General features: G+C 50.0%; 17 protein-coding genes. 2 read left to right on the forward strand and 15 right to left on the reverse strand.

The window, feature by feature from the left end:
* Positions 1-85 precede the first annotated feature (85 nt).
* Together fliK and MN202_RS01425 are read left to right on the forward strand one after the other, a co-directional pair.
* A complete protein-coding gene (gene fliK / locus MN202_RS01420) occupies positions 86-1,891 on the forward strand; it encodes a flagellar hook-length control protein FliK (protein WP_335734299.1) in 1,806 nt (601 codons plus the stop codon).
* Between the two features lie 3 nt (positions 1,892-1,894).
* Positions 1,895-2,200 carry an EscU/YscU/HrcU family type III secretion system export apparatus switch protein gene (locus MN202_RS01425; RefSeq protein WP_335734300.1) on the forward strand — a complete coding sequence of 102 codons (306 nt, stop codon included), beginning with the start codon at positions 1,895-1,897 and terminating at the stop codon, positions 2,198-2,200.
* A 37-nt stretch (positions 2,201-2,237) separates the two neighbouring features.
* Here MN202_RS01425 and MN202_RS01430 read toward each other — a convergent pair whose 3' ends face one another.
* The 15 genes from MN202_RS01430 to flhB form a co-directional block, all read right to left on the reverse strand.
* A complete protein-coding gene (locus MN202_RS01430; RefSeq protein ID WP_335734301.1) occupies positions 2,238-2,678 on the reverse strand; it encodes a DUF2802 domain-containing protein in 441 nt (146 codons plus the stop codon).
* Between the two features lies 1 nt (position 2,679).
* On the reverse strand, positions 2,680-3,174 hold the full coding sequence (locus MN202_RS01435; protein ID WP_335734302.1) for a chemotaxis protein CheW: 495 nt from the start codon (positions 3,172-3,174) through the stop codon (positions 2,680-2,682).
* A 30-nt stretch (positions 3,175-3,204) separates the two neighbouring features.
* Positions 3,205-4,023 (reverse strand): chemotaxis protein CheW, encoded by an 819-nt coding sequence (locus MN202_RS01440; RefSeq protein WP_335734303.1) that lies wholly within the window; start codon positions 4,021-4,023, stop codon positions 3,205-3,207.
* A gap of 3 nt (positions 4,024-4,026) precedes the next feature.
* Positions 4,027-4,803 (reverse strand): ParA family protein, encoded by a 777-nt coding sequence (locus tag MN202_RS01445; RefSeq protein WP_335734304.1) that lies wholly within the window; start codon positions 4,801-4,803, stop codon positions 4,027-4,029.
* On the reverse strand, positions 4,804-5,793 hold the full coding sequence (locus MN202_RS01450) for a flagellar motor protein MotB (protein ID WP_335734305.1): 990 nt from the start codon (positions 5,791-5,793) through the stop codon (positions 4,804-4,806).
* A gap of 3 nt (positions 5,794-5,796) precedes the next feature.
* Complete coding sequence (locus MN202_RS01455; protein ID WP_335734306.1) at positions 5,797-6,540, reverse strand: flagellar motor protein; 744 nt, start codon at positions 6,538-6,540, stop codon at positions 5,797-5,799.
* Positions 6,533-7,672, reverse strand: a complete 1,140-nt coding sequence (locus MN202_RS01460; protein WP_335734307.1) for a protein-glutamate methylesterase/protein-glutamine glutaminase — start codon at positions 7,670-7,672, stop codon at positions 6,533-6,535. Before MN202_RS01460 ends, MN202_RS01455 begins: the two co-directional genes overlap by 8 nt.
* Before the next feature lie 12 nt (positions 7,673-7,684).
* Positions 7,685-9,862, reverse strand: coding sequence for a chemotaxis protein CheA (locus MN202_RS01465; protein ID WP_335734308.1), 2,178 nt, complete (start codon positions 9,860-9,862; stop codon positions 7,685-7,687).
* Between the two features lie 15 nt (positions 9,863-9,877).
* A complete protein-coding gene (locus MN202_RS01470; protein ID WP_335734309.1) occupies positions 9,878-10,639 on the reverse strand; it encodes a protein phosphatase CheZ in 762 nt (253 codons plus the stop codon).
* Between the two features lie 25 nt (positions 10,640-10,664).
* Positions 10,665-11,036, reverse strand: coding sequence for a chemotaxis response regulator CheY (gene cheY, locus MN202_RS01475; protein WP_206109480.1), 372 nt, complete (start codon positions 11,034-11,036; stop codon positions 10,665-10,667).
* A gap of 53 nt (positions 11,037-11,089) precedes the next feature.
* Positions 11,090-11,809: an RNA polymerase sigma factor FliA gene (locus MN202_RS01480; RefSeq protein ID WP_472511559.1), complete on the reverse strand. Its 720-nt coding sequence runs from the start codon at positions 11,807-11,809 to the stop codon at positions 11,090-11,092.
* Positions 11,806-12,684 carry a MinD/ParA family protein gene (locus tag MN202_RS01485; protein WP_472511560.1) on the reverse strand — a complete coding sequence of 293 codons (879 nt, stop codon included), beginning with the start codon at positions 12,682-12,684 and terminating at the stop codon, positions 11,806-11,808. The genes MN202_RS01480 and MN202_RS01485 overlap by 4 nt, the downstream gene beginning before the upstream one ends.
* Positions 12,677-14,068, reverse strand: coding sequence for a flagellar biosynthesis protein FlhF (gene flhF / locus MN202_RS01490; RefSeq protein WP_335734310.1), 1,392 nt, complete (start codon positions 14,066-14,068; stop codon positions 12,677-12,679). Before flhF ends, MN202_RS01485 begins: the two co-directional genes overlap by 8 nt.
* Positions 14,069-14,078: 10 nt before the next feature.
* Positions 14,079-16,181 (reverse strand): flagellar biosynthesis protein FlhA, encoded by a 2,103-nt coding sequence (gene flhA, locus MN202_RS01495; RefSeq protein WP_335734311.1) that lies wholly within the window; start codon positions 16,179-16,181, stop codon positions 14,079-14,081.
* 78 nt (positions 16,182-16,259) lie between these two features.
* Positions 16,260-17,387 carry a flagellar biosynthesis protein FlhB gene (gene flhB, locus MN202_RS01500; RefSeq protein ID WP_335734312.1) on the reverse strand — a complete coding sequence of 376 codons (1,128 nt, stop codon included), beginning with the start codon at positions 17,385-17,387 and terminating at the stop codon, positions 16,260-16,262.
* Positions 17,388-17,398: the final 11 nt, after the last annotated feature.

Below are 17,398 nucleotides of genomic sequence, written 5' to 3' on the forward strand. Positions count from 1 at the left end.
CAGTAAAAATTGCGCGCATATTAGCATAATGCCGTCATAATACGAATGCAGCCAGACTTCAGACCAGCAGAAAACAGGTAAAAACATGAACCAGATCAATCTGGAAAAACTGTTAATCCAAAGCCAAACCGGCAAAGTTGATGCCGGAAGTTTAAAATTGCTGGTGGCGCAGGTGTATCAGGCACAGGTGCAACAACTGTCAGATGGTAGTGTGCGCTTACAGCTGCCACAACCTGGCGGGCCTTTGCAGATAACGCTGGCAGCAGAAGCCGCCGCGCAAATTCAGCCATTATTGGCTTTAGCACAGCCGGCACAATCCGCCAAGGCGACAACAGCCGTATTACTACAGTTTCAGCCGCTGGCTGACGGACGTATACAACTGACTTTACACAACAATAATGCCAGTGTGAGCGTGCCGTTAAACAGCTTGTCTTTGCGTCAGTTACTGCTGGCAGCTTTACCGCAGTTACTGACAGCGCCTGCTGCAGGAGCGGATCTCGCTGGCTCGCCCCTTAGCATAGCGGCCACACTGCAAAAACAACCTGCCGGGCTAACATTGCATATTGCCAATTTACCGAGCCTGACACCAACGAGCCCCGAGCAACAACAATTAACGCGCTTATTAAGCCATGGCCAGAATAAAACTGCAGTGCAGCTATTATTACAGCTGCCTGGCAGTGGCGATAAACTCAGCCTGCAAGTGACGTTACCATCGCACAGTGCAGCACCCGCAACCATGCCGGTACTGTTAAAGCCGGCAAGCCAGCAGGTTATAGTGCAGCAGCTGGTACGGCTGGTTAATCAGCAACAGTTATCGGCTCAGGTTGTAGCGCCTTTACTCAGCGGCGACGCCAAATTAACTACAGTTGCACCCGGCCACACAGTGCAACTGCACTGGCCTGCAACAAGCAGCGCATCGGCGCAGCTTCAGCTTATCAGGCCAAACATAATGGCCGAGTTTGTAGTGAGCCCGCAGCAGTTTAACCGGCCGGTGCAACTTAGCCTGCCTGTGGCGGCGAGCAACCTGGTAGCACCGGAGGCACCACCAACAACCAGCCCTGGCCTGCAGCTGCCCGCCGCACCGCAAGCCGCGCTGCAACAAGCCTGGCGTCAACTACTGCCTTTATTGCCGGTGTCGCCCTCGCCGTTGGACAACCAGCCTGAGCTGCCAGCACCGCTGCAGCAAATTTTTGCCCTGGTACGTCAAAGTCAGGTTAATGGCAGCAAAGTATGGCCGGCGCCTCAGCTACAAAGTCAGTTAGCGGCAGCCCTGGCCTTTCAGCCCATGCAAACTAACGTCAGCCCAACCAGCAGCAGCGGCAGCCTTGCGGTTGCAATTCAGTTGCTGTTAGGTCAGCTACTGCAAAAACCAGTTGCCGCGCCGCAAACCGCACCACAAATGGCGCGTTTTGTCAGCCAGCTTGACCCGGCTCAGGCCGGTACGGCCCTGCGGCAACTGGCCAGCCACAGCAGTACCTTGCAGCAGAGCCAGTTGGCAACACTGGACAGCGGCAATAGCCAGCAACTTATTTTGCAATTACCGCTGCAGCTGGGGCAGCAAACACAAATTTGCCAACTGACATTGGAGCAGCGCGAAGCCGATGGTAAACAACAGGGCGAAAAACGTAGTTTGTGGCAACTGACAATGAGGTTTGATTTACAACAATACGGTAGCATGTTGGTGGTAGCCAGGCTGGCAGAGCAGCAATTACAATTGCAGTTTTATACCGAACAACTTGCCGCCAAACAGCAAGCTGAACGTTTTTTACCTATTTTAAAAGATCGTTGCAACATGCAGGGTATCAAAGTTGAACAGGCCGAATGCGTGCTGGGTAAGATCCCCGACACCCTGATCCCCCGGGCCAATAGCCTGTTAGCAATCAAGGCCTGAAACATGAGCAAAAAAACCTATCACAGCGCTACAGCTCTGCAATATGAAGGCAAAAAAGCACCCACGGTAACGGCCAAAGGCCATGGCGAGCTGGCCGATGAAATAGTGGCACTGGCAAAAGAGCACGGGGTGCTAATTCATCAGGATGAAGAATTAAGTAAGTTGTTAAGTCAATTGCAACTTGGCGAGCAAATCCCGCAGCAGCTGTATATTGTTATCGCTGAGCTGATTGCCTTTTCCTATGTGTTGCAGGGTAAGTTTCCGGAAAATTGGCATAATATTCATCAGCGTATCGACATCAAAACCTAGACAGGTTTCAAAGGGGCAACACAATTGAACGTGTCGGTTATTGTTTGGCTTGATGTAAATTATACAGTAGCTCGGCTTCTGCCCGCGGCAGTTCGCATTCACGCATGATCTCTTCCAGATCAGCTCCCAGCTGTACCATTTTCATCGCACGGCTGTATATTTTAGATTCCGGATCCGTCAACGCTATAGCCTGTTGCTGCTCTGTCAGGCTGCTGAGTTGCTGCTCAGTCTGGCTGCTAAATTGCTGTAATGCAGTTTCAAGTTGTAATACGCGTTGACCGACACCAATAATGCCGGCTCTTAGCTCTTCAACCTCAAGCTGGCTTTGTTGCCACTGCCGGCTGGTATAGTCCAGACGGCGCTCAAGCTCAGTATATTGATTATCCTGGCTCTGATGCCGTTTAAACCACCACCACAGCACGACCATGCTCAGCGCCAATAAACCTGCCTGTATTAACACAGTCAACCATAGTGTCATATCAGATAGACCGGATCTCTTCCCACTCTTCGTCACTGAGCAATTTGTTTAAATCAACCAGGATCAGTAACTCGCCATCGCGGTTAGATACGCCCTGAATAAAGCGGGCGCTCTCATCGGTACCGACGTTTGGCGCGGTATCAATTTCAGAGCCTTTCAGGTAAACCACTTCAGCGACACTATCAACCATAATGCCGAGTACTTGTTTTTCGGCTTCAATGATCACAATCCGGCTGTTGTCGGTAACATCGCCCGGCGCCAGGCCAAAGCGCGAACGGGTGTCAATAACGGTAACAACGTTACCGCGAAGGTTAATAATACCCGTTACATAATCAGGTGAGCCGGGAACCGGAGCGATTTCGGTGTAGCGTAATACTTCCTGCACCTGCATTACGTTAATACCATAGGTTTCTTCCTGCAGCTTAAAGGTTACCCATTGCAGGACAACATCAGCTGCTTCGTTTTTATTGGCAGACTGCTTGGTTAAATTGCTCATGCACAGCTCCTGTTACAATACCTTGTCTGATCAGGCAGTAATATCCAGACCACGGTTTAATAAATCTATCATAGCGTCTACATCTACCAGTACACACATATGTTTTTTAATCAGGCCTGCCATCCAGGGCCGCTTGCCTTCAGCTTCGCGCCACTTAACGTCATCCTGTTCCAGCATGTAAGTGTTAATCAGTGACTCACAGCATAAACCCCAATTGCTGTTTCCCAACATAATAACATATTGATAGTTTAGCTTTTGCTGTAAAGATTGATCATATTTTTCCGGCATTACCCAGCGTGCAGTGTCCACCGTATTAATTTTCTGCTCTCGGTACAGCATAACACCTTTAAACCAGTCGGGTTTGCCAAACAGGCTGTTAACCGCTGCCATCTGATGAATGCCACCGAGCTCTTTCAGCGGCACCGCTACCTTCAAGCCGGCCACATCGAAAAACAATGCCTGAAACCTGCCCTGGCGGTAGTCTTTTACCGGCGCTGCTGCTACGGCTGCTGGCTCAGCAACCGGCGCCGGCGTTTCTACAGCCAACCGCTGCGCTACCGGCACTTCACGCTGTGTCAGTTGCATGGCCTGTTCAGCCTGGACAAATTTTTGTTTCAGCCCGGCCAAAGCTTGTTCAGTCTGAGTTGTACTGGCCTGCTTACTGCTGGCTTTGCTAACTGTTTGTGTACTGACAGCCGGCTCGGTGGTCGTTACAACCGCCTGCGCCAGCAATTCGTTCAGCTGCTGCTTCTGTTGCTGCAGTGCGACCTGCTGCTGCGGTTCCTCTTCTGTCAGCAGGGCAGCGAGATAATGCTGCATAACCTTCTGACTGGCAATCAGATTACTCATAACTTACTCCGGTGCCAGTTGCAGTAAATAGGTCAGCAGCGTGTTGTAAGCAAAAACCCCACGCGAAGCCGAGGCAAACTCACTAGGTGGTGTTTGCGCCAGGCTGGCATCACGAAACTTGGTATCAACCGGGATCACCGCTGACCAGACTTTGTCCTGGTATTTGGCTTTTAGCTCTTTATAGGCCTCCAACGAAGCCCGGGTGCGTTTATCATACATAGTTGGGATAATAGTGAACGCATAGTCTTTTTGCTGCGAGGTGCGCATTAATGCCATGGTCGCTATCATCCGCTCCAGGCCTTTTAATGCCAGAAACTCGGTTTGCACCGGGATCAGAATGCGATCACAGGCCGCAATAGCGTTAACCATTAACACCCCCATTACCGGAGGACAGTCAATCAGCACATAATCATATTCATTTTTGATTTTAAGCAGGGCTTTTTTTAGCATTAGCCCCATGCCGCCTTTAGTTCCCAGTGACCTGTCCAGTGTTGCCAGCGCCATTGATGAAGGCAAAATATCCAGGTTTTTCATACCGCTTGGACATAACGACTGCAGGATCTCTTCACTGCTGATATCTTTACCACGGATAAAAATATCATACACACTGACTTCCAGCTCTTCAGCGTCAATACCAAAATAGTAAGTCAGTGACGCGTGCGGATCGGTATCAACCAACAAGACTTTATAGCCCCGCTGCGTCAATAAGCCGCCCAGCGTCACTGTAGTGGTGGTTTTACCTACGCCACCTTTTTGATTTGCCACTGTCCAAATAACCACTTAGCGATCCTGTTGTTGCGATGTTTCAGCATCCGGATTGTCTTCACGGGTGGTAATACGGATACCACCTCCGGGTAAGGCAATTACTCTGATAGTACCATCTTGCTGTGAGACCTGCTCTAACTGTTGCTGCAGTGCCTCTGTTTGCTCTATATCTGCAGCACTGGGTTCTGCCGTTGCACCCGCTTCCTGCTGATAGCCATAACGGGAAATGGCGATCACCACTTTGCGATTTTCAGCACGGCCGCGGACAGTGTCATTAGCGGCAAAAGGATAATATTGCCCATAGCCTTCAATAGCCAGGCGCGCTGGCGCTACATTTAGCTGCTCTAATAAGCGTAATACTGAAGTCGCCCGGCTAACCGACAACTCCCAGTTTGAAGCAAACAGCTCGTTATTAATCGGTTGATTATCCGTATAACCTCGCACCCGGATAAAATTGCTGATGGGTGCAATAATACGGCTTATCTCTGCCAGTAAAACGCTGGCTGACGGCGTTGTTGTTGCGCTGCCGCTGGCAAACAATAAACCACTGTTTAATTCTATTGTTAGCCAGTTTTCATCCTGTTGCAGCTTTGCCACGCCTTGCTGTAACAAATTGGCTAATGCCTGAGTAAGTTGTTGCTCTATTGATTGCAGGGGACTGCCCAGCTTTTTTGCAGCAATTTCAGATAACTGACGGGCATCGGCAACCAGCTCAGGGCCTTTAGCCTGCTCTAACGAGCTGCCGTGTAAATCAAATTCACTTTGTACTGTAGCTTCAACCAGCACAGACTGGCCCGACACACCGCTGTCTGCTTCTGCAGGTTTATCGAAAATTTTGGTCAGGCTGTTAGCCAGAACGCTGTATTGTTCTTCTTTAATCATTGCCATGGCATACAACACCACAAACAAGGCAAACATTAGCGTCATGTAGTCAGCATAAGATACCAACCAGCGGTCCAGCTGCTCGTGTTCTACATGCTTATGTCGCTGCTTATGCCGGTACATTGGCTACCCCGAATGGTAAGCTGCCAGCTTACGTTCAATATTGCGCGGGTTTTCACCATGCGCTATTGATACCAAACCTTCGACTATTAACTCATGATACAAAGTGCGTTGATGTACCAGGCTTTGCAGCTTGTTACCAACTGGAATAAATAGCAGATTTGCAAAGCCTACGCCGTAAATAGTAGCGACAAAAGCCGTCGCTATACCCAGCCCGAGTAATTCCGGTTCAGAAATATTTGCCATGGCCTGTATAAGGCCCAAAACTGCGCCGACGATACCAATAGTTGGGCTATAGCCGCCCATCGCTTCAAAAATCCGCGCACCGCGCAATAAACGTTCACGCTCCAGTGTCAACTCGGCGTCCAGTGTGTCCTGCAAAACTTTAGGTTCTACACCATCGACCAATAAATTTAGCCCGCGATGTAAAAAAGGATCCTGCTCAGCCAGCGCATCGTTTTCCAGTGCTAAAAAACCAGTGCTGCGCGCTGCACTACCCCAGTGCACTATACGCTCTACTGTATGTTGCAAGGGCAACTGCGCCGGCCGTACTACCCAGGGCAGCATTTTCATACCTAATACAAATTGATTAAACGGTGTTTGCAGCATAACGGCACCGACAGTGCCGCCGGCAACAATTAAAAAAGCCGGAAAATGCAACAAGGTAGACAGCGCACCGCCTTCCATCATAAAACCACCGGCGACAGCAACAACTGCCAGCACGAAGCCACTGATGGCGAGTTTATCCATGTGTCACTTCCGCAACGAGTTTAGTGGCAACATCGTTAAGGCTAACTTCCACATCCATTAAACCGGCCGCAGCTATTGCCTGCGGCATGCCGTACACTACGCAGCTTGCTTCGTCCTGCGCCCAAATACGTGCGCCCAGTTGTTTTAGCAGCCGCGCACCTTCCCGGCCGTCAGCACCCATGCCGGTTAACACTATTGCCAGCACTTTGTCAGCATAGACTTTGGCCGCGGTAGCAAAGGTTATATCGACACTGGGTTTAAAAGTGATGCGGGCAGAATCATCTTCTTTTATCCGCAGCCTGGCCTCACGCTCGCTGCCTTCGATCAACATTTGCTTACCGCCAGGTGCCAGATAAGCCACGCCAGGGCGCAGTACATCATTATCCTGAGCTTCACGCACTTCTACTTTTGCCAGCGAATTCAGCCGTTGGGCAAAGGCCCCGGTAAAAGCAGCCGGCATGTGTTGGATCAAAACAATCGGCAGCGGGAAATTGGCGGGTAAGGCGGTAATAATGCGTTGCAGTGCCACCGGGCCGCCAGTGGATGTACCTATGGCAACCAGTTTGTACTGCTTGCCGCTGGGCTGAAAACGGCTGGTGCCAGGTGCGACCCGCTCACTTAATTTGGGCCGCTCAAAACTGCTGCGGGTTAGCGCAGGCCGCTCAGCCAGTTTAGCAGTAAGGCTTTCGGTACGATTGCCAAGTGTACTGCTAAAGGTAGGCCGGCCGAGCTGGCGTTTACGCGCCACGGCCCTAACCCGGTCACGTAACAACTGTCCGGCTTCATCTTTATCGCGGGCGATATCTTCGAATTTTTTCGGCAAAAAGTCGACAGCGCCAGCTTCCAACGCATCAAGTGTAGCTTTGGCACCTTCATGCGTCAGCGATGAAAACATCAGAATGGGGATGCGCTGCTGCTGCATGATTTGCCGCACAGCTGAGATGCCATCTAACACCGGCATCTCAACGTCCATGGTAATCACATCCGGCTTTAACGCCAAGGCTTTGTCGACAGCTTCCTGACCATTTACCGCGGTATCGACTAACTCAATATCGCCATCTTTAGTCAGAATTTCTGTCAGGCGGCGACGAAAAAAACTCGAATCATCAACCACTAACACCTTAATCGCCATATAATTCTCTCTTTAGGCGTTTATTTTGTTGAAGCGATCAAATTTAATTTTTGATTTCTTCGCGTAGTGTTTCAGCAGGTTTGGTACATCAAGGATTAGTGCAATGCCACCATCAGAGGTAATCGTTGCGCCGGCCATACCCGGAGTGCCTTGCAGTAACGCATCCAGGGGTTTTATTACGACTTCTTCCTGACCGATTAGTGAATCAACTACAAAACCAACCTGCTGGGTACCAATTTGCACAATAACAACATGGCCCTGACCACGACGACGCTGTTTATCCGACCCTTTAACCAGCCAGTGCTCCAGGAAAAACAGTGGTATGGCTTTTTCGCGCACTATTACCGTTAGCTGACCGTCTACGACATTGGTTTTATCTAAGTCCAGATGGAAGATTTCACTGACTCCGGCAAGCGGTAAAGCGAAGGTTTGCTGACCAACCACCACCATTAAGGTTGGCAGTATGGCTAAGGTCAACGGCACTTTAATTTCCAGCAAGGTGCCTTCACCCATTTTTGAGTGAATATGCACAGTACCATTTAACTGAGTGATCTTGGTTTTTACCACATCCATGCCGACACCACGGCCTGAAATATCCGAAATTTGCTCCTTGGTAGAAAAACCCGGCGCAAAAATCAGGTTAAATGCTTCAGTGTCTGACATTCTGGCGGCTGCATCGGTATCCAAAATGCCACGTTTGATGGCAATGCCTTTTAGCTTTTCCGGATCCATACCGGCACCATCATCATGGATAGTCAGCAAAATATGATCGCCGGCCTGAGCAGCGGCCAGCTTTACCGTACCGGTGCGCTTTTTACCTGCTTTTTGCCTGATGTCAGGCATTTCGATACCGTGGTCAACCGAGTTGCGCACCAAATGCACCAAAGGATCAGCCAAGGCTTCAACCAGGTTTTTATCTAAATCGGTTTCTTCGCCTTCCAGCACCAGATCAATATCTTTTTGCAGCGAACGCGCCAGATCGCGTACCACGCGAGGGAAACGACCGAAAACCTTTTTAATAGGCTGCATGCGGGTTTTCATAACCGCGCCCTGAATGTCCGCCGTCACCACATCCAGATTAGATATGGCTTTGCTCATTTCTTCGCTTTGAACTGTACCGGATAAGCTGACCAACCGGTTACGCACTAATACCAGCTCACCCACCATGTTCATAATTTGATCAAGCCGTTTAGTATCAACCCGTACCGTGGTTTCAGCTTGCGCAGCTTGTTGGGCAGCCGCCGCTTTATCGGCTGTAGCTGCGGGTGCCGCAGCCGGTGCAGGTGCTGCTTTAGGTTCGGCCGGTGCTGATGCTGCCGGCTTCGGCGCCGGTGCTGGCGCAGCCGGTGCGGCTTTGGCAACCTCTACCGGCGCCTTGCCTTTACCATGCAATTGATCCAGCAAGGCTTCAAATTCTGCATCATCAATTTCGTCGTCGGCCTTCGCGCTTGCTGGCGCGGCTGCTTTGGCCGGCGCTGCCGTACTGGGGGCATTAACCTGTTCCGGTACAAAGGAGCCTTTGCCGTGCAATTGATCTAAAATGGCTTCAAATTCATCATCAGTAATATCGTCACCACCAGCACTGGCAGCAGGTGCGACGGCGGCTGGCGCAGCTGAAGCAGTGGGGCCGCCTTTTTTACCGTGGAGTTCATCCATTAACTGATCGAACTCGTCATCAGTTATTTCATCTATACCACCCGAACCAGCTGCCGGTTCAGGCGTCGCCGCTACAGGCGCCGCTACAGGTGCTGGCTCTGGCGCAGGCGCCGCCTTGGCTGCAGATGGGGGCGCTTCACCGGTATCCGGCTCGCTATAGTGATGTAAGGCGTCTAATAATTCAGCCGCAGCAGGCGTTAATGGCTGACGGTTTTGCACTTCGACAAACATGGCGTTGATACTGTCCAACGACTGCAAAATTACGTCCATCAACTCTGGTGTAACCCGGCGCTTACCAGTACGCAGAATGTCGAACACGTTTTCAGCACCGTGGCAGGCGTCTACCAGCTCACCCAGTGACAAAAAGCCGGCACCGCCTTTGACGGTATGAAAGCCGCGGAAAATGGCATTAAGCAAATTTGCATCGTCCGGATTATTTTCCAGCTCTACCAGCTGTTCCTGCAGTAACTCCAGAATTTCACCGGCTTCAACCAGGAAGTCCTGCAGTATATCCTCATCCATATCAAAGCTCATGCAAAGACACCTCTGTTAAAAACCTAAACTGGACAATAAATCATCAACGTCGTCCTGACCGCTAACCACATCGTCCCGCTCAGCTGCATCAATAATCGGGCCTTCAGCTTCATGTGCTTTGGGCTTACTTTTGGCTGGTTTAGCTGGCTTGGCCTCAGCGGCCATCATAATGCTCGACTGGCCAAAAGCTGTAAGCAGACCAATCAAGCTTTCTTCTACTTCCCGTACCAGCTCAATAACCCGACGTAAGATCTGGCCAGTTAAATCCTGATAATCCTGCGCCATTAATACGTCAGTCAGCAGTGAATTAAGCGTAGCAGTATCTGTACCAGCCTGATTTAAAAAGCCATCAAGGTTGTGACACAGGGCTTTAAATTCAGTGAGTTGCAACTGACGTTGCATTAATTTTTGCCATTGTGGTGCAATACCATTTAGGCCCTGGGTTAACTGATCGGCAATAGGTAAACAAGATTCGACAGCATCCATGGTGCGGTTGGCGGCTTGCTCAGTCATGTCAATTACATGATTAAGCCGCTTTTTAGCATCAGGAATATCTTCTTCCAGCAAGTTATTCAGTGAAGGGTCAATCTGGAAATTTTTCAGCGAATCGTGCAGCTGCCGGGTCAGTTTGCCAACCTCAGCAAATAATTCAGAAGAGCCTGGCACAGCAAGTTGCTGTACCAGTTGATTAGCGGCATCATGCTGCTCCATCTCCAGCAACTGCACCAGCTCCCGGGCTTGCTCCAGTGAAATCAACGGCGCCGTAATTGCAGACATAGCAACGCTCCTTTGTCAGTTACGGTTAGCCGATGCGTTCAAATACTTTAGCTAACTTCTCTTGCAGGGTGGCTGCGGTAAAAGGTTTAACAATATAGCCATTTACACCGGCCTGAGCCGCGGCAATGATTTGTTCTTTTTTCGCTTCAGCGGTCACCATCAATACCGGAATGTGCTTTAGCTTGGCATCAGCACGAATCGCACGCAGCAAGTCGATACCCTGCATTCCTGGCATGTTCCAGTCAGTAACGACAAAATCGAAGTCACCGTTCTGCAGCATAGGTAAAGCAGTACTGCCGTCATCTGCTTCAGATACATTAGTAAAGCCAAGATCACGTAACAGATTCTTTATTATCCGTCTCATGGTCGAAAAATCATCAACCACAAGAATTTTCATGTTTTTATCCAAAATCCCCTCCGACGAGATATAACTTTTTATCTCAGAATAGGTTACAACCAATCCTGCATTCTGGCTTTCAATCTGACCAAGGCCTGACTATGAATCTGACTGATGCGGGATTCACTGACATTCAGCACTGCCCCTATCTCTTTCAAATTCAGTTCGTCATTATAATACAGCGAGAGCACTAATGCTTCACGCTCTGGTAAATTACTGATAGTTGTGACAAGAGCCTGCTGAAACGCCTCATTTGCCTGACTTTCATATAAGTGATCGGCATCAGTATCATCAGACGTCACCAACACATCCTGTGACACCCCCAGATCTTCGATACCAATTATACGACCACTGCTGATATCACTTAACATATGATGGTATTCATCCAGAGATATATCAAGTTTTTCAGCAACTTCTGTATCTTTTACATCACGGCCCAGTATCCCCTCAAGCTCGGCGATGGTTTCAGCTATCAATCTGGCGTTGCGGTGCACCGAGCGCGGCGTCCAGTCGCCACGGCGCATTTCGTCCAGCATTGCACCACGGATGCGGATACCGGCAAAGGTTTCAAAACTGGCGCCTTTGCTGCCGTCGAAATTTTTCGCAGCTTCAATTAACCCAATCATACCAGATTGAATAAGATCATCGGCCTGCACACTGGCTGGTAATCTGGCCAGCAGGTGATAAGCAATGCGTTTAACCAAAGGCGCGTGCCGCTCGACCATTTGCTGCATATGGTCGACCCCACCATAAGCTGCAATCCGGCTGTTCACGCAATACCTCTGTCAGTTTGCGGCAGTACCAGTTGTTCTAGGAAAAATTCCAGATGACCGGACGCAGTAGCTGGTAACGGCCATTTAACCGCTTTTAAAGCTAACGACTTTATTGCCATACTGGCAGCAGTACGCGGAAAAGCATCAATAAAGGCTTTTTGCTTACGCGCTGCTTTGCGTACATTTTCGTCATAAGGAATGGTTGCCACCAGTTCGAGGCTGACATCTAAAAACCGATCTGTCACCCGCGTCAGCTTACTAAACAGCTCCTGGCCCTCTTTCAGGCTACGCACCATATTGGCGACAATTTTAAATTTTTCTACGCCATGGTCACGACTGAGAATTTTCATCAGGGCATAGGCATCTGTGATAGAAGAAGGCTCGTCACAAACAACTACCATCACGTCCTGCGACGCACGGGAAAAACTCAGTACCATATCGGAGATACCTGCCGCTGTATCAACCAGCATCACGTCTACCGGCGTTTTCAGCTCACTGAATGCTCTTATTAGCCCGGCATGCTCTGCCGGGGTAAGCTCGGTCATGTTTTGCGAACCGGAAGTGGCAGGAATAATTTTAATGCCCAAAGGGCCGTCAATGATGATGTCATCCAATTCAGCTTCGCCGGACAACACATGGGATAAATTTTTCTCGACCCTCAGGCCTAACATTACATCGCAATTGGCCAGTCCCAGATCAGCATCCAGTACCAGCACCCGTTTTCCTAATTGCGACAGCGCCATGGCAAAGTTTAGCGTAACGTTGGTTTTACCCACGCCGCCTTTACCTCCGGTAACTGATATTACTTTTACCATCTGCTTATTCATTTTTCTCAGGCCATTGGCTTGATCGTCAATATTGTCATGACTATGCATAGGTTCCGTCCGCCCGGCTCTCGTCATATTGATACCATTGATGAGCCGTACTACTTTGTGCGATTCGTAATTGTTCTGCTTGCTGCACCAGACTTTGAGCCTCTGCAACTGCTATATCTTCAGGTACGCGCTGGCCATTAGTCAAGTAACTGAGCGGCAACGCGTTCTGCACTGCAACGTTTATAACTTCACCTAAGCTTAAGCATTCGTCAAGTTTGGTGAAAATACAACCAGACAACGGAATGCGTTTAAAATGTGCCACGCTTTCCTGCATAACTCTTGCCTGCGCAGTCGCAGACAATACCAGATAACTTTTTATTTTGACACGACTATTATGAACCAGCGTAGCAAGTTTTTCTGCCAGGCGCACATCTCGTTGGCTCATACCAGCCGTATCTATCAGGATTAATTTGCGTTGCTGCATTTGCGTCAGGATAACAGACAACTCAGTGCTGTCTTTTGCCTGCTTAACCGGACAGCCGATAATACGGCCAAAGGTGGCCAGTTGTTCAAAAGCACCGATACGAAAACTGTCGGTGGTGATAAGTGCTACCTGATCCGCACCATGACGCCGGGCAAACTCTGCCGCCAGCTTTGCTACTGTAGTGGTTTTACCGACTCCGGTTGGCCCCACCAGCGCAATAATGCCGCCACGACGCAGTATATCATCGTTAGTGGTACTAAGTTGTCCAGCCAGTAGCTCCAAGGCGGCCTGCCAGGCATCACTGCTGTTCAGATCTTCCGGCATAAAACAGGCCAGCTGGTCCGCCATTTGTTCAGACAAGCCTAACTGACGCAGGTTATCAATCACCAGCGCCCTTACCGGCTCACGTCTTGCCAAATCCTGCCACATCAAACCTGACACCTGATGCTGTAATAGCTGACGCATTGACAGCATTTCGTTACGCATTGCATCCATTTGTTGCTGCAGCAACTTAGCCTGTTGTTCCTGCTGCCGGCTGATTTCAGTCAGCTGTACAGAGCTAACCGCTGAAGGCACGCCAGAAGTTTGACGCTGAAATTGCAACGCACTTGCTTCAGGCTCTGGCTGACGCGCTTTGGCTGGTGCGGCGTGCTGCTTTTGTGGATTGGCAACCTGCTGCTTGATCATTTGCCGGGCCAGCAACGCTTTTAACGAATCGGCCGGCGCATCAGCGTTGTCGCTATCATCGACCCTGGCGCTGAACTTTGCCGCTGCCGGTTGCGCTGGCACTGGCGCAGCAACTTTATCTGCCGTTACGACGTCCTGATCGATAGCGGCGACAATTTCCACACCTTCTGCAACTTTCTTATTTGACAAAATAATGGCGTCAGGCCCAAGAAACTCTTTAACTTCCTGCAGTGCAGTCCGCATATCTTTTGCTACAAAGCGTTTGATTTTCATAATTTAATTCCTATCCTGCCTGACCGATTACGCTGACAATGCGAATTTGTTTGTCATCCGGAATTTCCTGATAAGACAATACACGCAGCCCTGGAATGGTGTATTTCACAAATCGTGCCATAACTGAGCGTAATATTCCTGACGTTAACAGAATAGCGCTGTCGCCATTAAGCTCCTGCTCCTGATGCGCCTGTTGCAGAGATTGCTGAATACGATCTGCCAGCCCCGGTTCAATGCCGGCACCATCATTGCCGGCAGCCTGCATCGACTGGTGTAGCATTTGCTCAAGTTCCGGCGCAAAAGTAATCACCGGGATCTCCTGCCGGCTGCCGCCGACTTCCTGCACAATCAAACGCCGCAGCGCGATACGGCAAGCCGCTGTAAGTACATCTACGTCCTGGCTCTTAGCGCCATATTCCACCAGCGTTTGCACTATGGTACGCATATCGCGGATTGGCACACCTTCGTTTAGCAGGTTTTGCAATACTTTAACGACAGCTGTCAGCGGCAAGGTGTCAGGCACCAGGCCTTCTACCAGCTTGGGCGAATGCTTAGCCAGCATATCCAGCAGGTTTTGCACTTCTTCATGCCCCAGCAAGCTGGCAGCATGGTTGGTAAGGATCTGACTTAAATGGGTGGCGACCACAGTTGCAGCATCCACCACGGTATAACCTAGGGTTTGCGCATGTTCGCGCTGATCTTTGTTAATCCATACCGCATCCAGACCAAATGCCGGATCTTTAGTAGCGATGCCTTTGACAGTGCCAAATACCTGGCCAGGGTTAATGGCGAGCTCATTATCATGGCGTAGCTCGCCTTCACCTGAGGTTACGCCCATCAATGTCATGCGGTAGCTGTTCGGTTCTAAATCCAGATTGTCACGGATATGAACTGCCGGGATCAGAAAGCCAAGCTCTTGCGATAGTTTTTTCCGTACACCTTTAATCCGGCTCAGCAGCTCACCGCCCTGGGTTTTATCTACCAGTGGAATAAGGCGGTAACCCACTTCCAGCCCTATGGTGTCAACACCCTGCACATCGTCCCAGCCGATTTCCTTCACGGCATTATTCTCAACCGGCGCCACGTCTTTAGTATTACGGCTTACCAGCTCAGCCGCCGTTTGTTGGGCGCGTTTATTCAGTAAATAGGCTGCCCCACCTACCAAAGCCGCCAGCGACAAGAAGGCAAAATGTGGCATACCTGGCACTATGCCCATCAGCGTCAGAACCGCTGCAGCAACAAATAACACCCGGGTGTTGCCCAGCTGAGCACTCATCTGCTCGCCCATATTTTCTGATTTGTTTTGCCGGGTAACGATAATAGCAGTGCCAATAGACAGTAACAGCCCCGGTATTTGCGCCACCAGGCCATCACCGATAGTCAGCAACGTGTAAACTTCAATGGCAGCAGAGAAGCTCAAGTCATGCTGCATCATACCGATAAAGATACCGCCAACCAGGTTAATCACTAAAATCACGATACCGGCAATGGCGTCGCCTTTAACAAACTTACTGGCACCGTCCATCGAGCCGTAAAAATCGGCTTCACTGGTTACTTCCTCACGGCGCACCCGCGCCTCTTCCTGCGTGATAAGGCCAGAGTTTAAATCAGCATCTATCGCCATTTGCTTGCCAGGCATGGCATCGAGTGTAAAACGGGCTGTTACTTCGGCAATCCGGCCGGCACCTTTGGTAACCACCACAAAGTTGATAATGATCAGGATTAAAAATACTACTATACCAACGGCATAGTTACCGCCGATCACCACTGAGCCAAAAGCCTCGATAACCTTACCCGCCGCATCGGGGCCATTATGGCCCTCCAGCAACACCACCCTGGTACTGGCTACGTTTAGCGCCAACCGCATAATAGTTGCTACCAGCAACACTGCCGGAAAAATGCCAAAATCCAGCGGCCGCTGGGTGTAAATCGTAACCAGCAGCACCACCAACGCCAGTGCAATATTAAAAGAAAACAGAATATCTAACAGCGTCGGCGGCAGCGGCAATACCACCATCGCCAACGCAGCAAGAATAAGAATAGGTGTGCCCAGGCCTTTGACATGAGCTAATTTTGAACGGTCAAACTTAGTAAGATAACTGGCTAACTGCATAACAACCCTGACAGTAATTTGGCGCTATATAGCTGCTCAGCAAAAAACGTTCCAACACACTTACAACGCAGGAAAGTCTTAGTGGCGGTAGTCTTCCGGGATAGGTAACTCTTTGGCCAGGGCTTTCGGCCGGCTGCCTTTACCTTTCTTGTACATGTTTAGCTGGTAAACGTAAGCCAGTACCTGCGCGACGGCAGCAAACAGCTGCTCAGGGATAGGGTGATCCAGCTCTGTCGTGTGGTACACCGAGCGCGCCAGCATAGGTGACTCGATAATGGGTATTTTATGCTCAGCAGCAATTTTACGGATGTGCAACGCTACCTCATCCAGCCCTTTTGCCACCACTAAAGGAGCACGGAATTTACCCTGATCATACTTTAAAGCCACCGCATAATGCGTCGGGTTGGTTACGATGACATCGGCTTTGGGTACTTCCTGCATCATGCGCTTCATTGACATTTGCATTTGGGTACGGCGAATGCGGGCTTTGATATGCGGATCACCTTCGCTGTTTTTATATTCGTCTTTAATTTCCTGCAGGCTCATTTTTAGCTGACGAATGTGGTTCCATTTTTGGTAGGGCGCATCCACTATCGCAATCACTGACACACTGGCACAAAGGCCTAAAAACAGCCAGGCCAGAAAATACATGGCCGATTCTATGTTGTTCGGCTCGCTCATCAGTGACAGCGCCATAATATCGTCAAAAAACAACTTCAACAGTAAGTAGGCAATACCCACTACTACTATTACTTTCAGAATACTTTTTAATAGTTCGACCGCCGCCTGCATGCCAAACATGCGTTTAAAGCCTTTTAACGGGCTCATTTTACTCAGTTTAGGGCCGGCAGCCTGCCAGCTAAAGTTAAAACCACCCAGCAGAGTGTTGCCAATAAAGGCTGCCAGCAGCACTATGGCAAACACGCCGCCCATAGGTATAGCCAACCGCTCGATGACAGCGCCCCAGGCGGTAAACATAGAGTTTGGCTCAAAAATATCTTTAGGCGTCAGGCGCATCATGCGCTGGCCAATATCCAGAATGGCAATAGCCAGCATCTTGCCAAATATCAGTAGTGCGGTGGCTGTGCCTATCAGAACAAAGGCAGTACCTAAATCTTTGGAACGGGCTATTTGGCCCTTTTCGGCTGCGTCTTGCAGCTTTTTCGGCGTGGGCTGTTCGGTCTTTTCGGCGCTTTCATCTGCCATTGCAGAGCCCT

Origin of the sequence: Rheinheimera muenzenbergensis, from assembly GCF_036984005.1 — a bacterium.
Lineage (GTDB): Bacteria > Pseudomonadota > Gammaproteobacteria > Enterobacterales > Alteromonadaceae > Alishewanella > Alishewanella muenzenbergensis.

Excerpts from the sequence above, each read along its gene's own strand:
- MN202_RS01455 (WP_335734306.1), bottom strand. The coding sequence starts at position 6,540 with ATGGATAAACTCGCCATCAGTGGCTTCGTGCTGGCAGTTGTTGCTGTC.
- MN202_RS01430 (WP_335734301.1), bottom strand. The coding sequence starts at position 2,678 with ATGACACTATGGTTGACTGTGTTAATACAGGCAGGTTTATTGGCGCTG.
- MN202_RS01460 (WP_335734307.1), bottom strand. The coding sequence starts at position 7,672 with ATGGCGATTAAGGTGTTAGTGGTTGATGATTCGAGTTTTTTTCGTCGC.
- MN202_RS01435 (WP_335734302.1), bottom strand. The coding sequence starts at position 3,174 with ATGAGCAATTTAACCAAGCAGTCTGCCAATAAAAACGAAGCAGCTGAT.
- MN202_RS01470 (WP_335734309.1), bottom strand. The coding sequence starts at position 10,639 with ATGTCTGCAATTACGGCGCCGTTGATTTCACTGGAGCAAGCCCGGGAG.
- fliK (WP_335734299.1), top strand. The coding sequence starts at position 86 with ATGAACCAGATCAATCTGGAAAAACTGTTAATCCAAAGCCAAACCGGC.
- cheY (WP_206109480.1), bottom strand. The coding sequence starts at position 11,036 with ATGAAAATTCTTGTGGTTGATGATTTTTCGACCATGAGACGGATAATA.
- flhA (WP_335734311.1), bottom strand. The coding sequence starts at position 16,181 with ATGCAGTTAGCCAGTTATCTTACTAAGTTTGACCGTTCAAAATTAGCT.
- MN202_RS01440 (WP_335734303.1), bottom strand. The coding sequence starts at position 4,023 with ATGAGTAATCTGATTGCCAGTCAGAAGGTTATGCAGCATTATCTCGCT.
- MN202_RS01450 (WP_335734305.1), bottom strand. The coding sequence starts at position 5,793 with ATGTACCGGCATAAGCAGCGACATAAGCATGTAGAACACGAGCAGCTG.
- flhB (WP_335734312.1), bottom strand. The coding sequence starts at position 17,387 with ATGGCAGATGAAAGCGCCGAAAAGACCGAACAGCCCACGCCGAAAAAG.
- MN202_RS01485 (WP_472511560.1), bottom strand. The coding sequence starts at position 12,684 with ATGCATAGTCATGACAATATTGACGATCAAGCCAATGGCCTGAGAAAA.
- flhF (WP_335734310.1), bottom strand. The coding sequence starts at position 14,068 with ATGAAAATCAAACGCTTTGTAGCAAAAGATATGCGGACTGCACTGCAG.
- MN202_RS01465 (WP_335734308.1), bottom strand. The coding sequence starts at position 9,862 with ATGAGCTTTGATATGGATGAGGATATACTGCAGGACTTCCTGGTTGAA.
- MN202_RS01425 (WP_335734300.1), top strand. The coding sequence starts at position 1,895 with ATGAGCAAAAAAACCTATCACAGCGCTACAGCTCTGCAATATGAAGGC.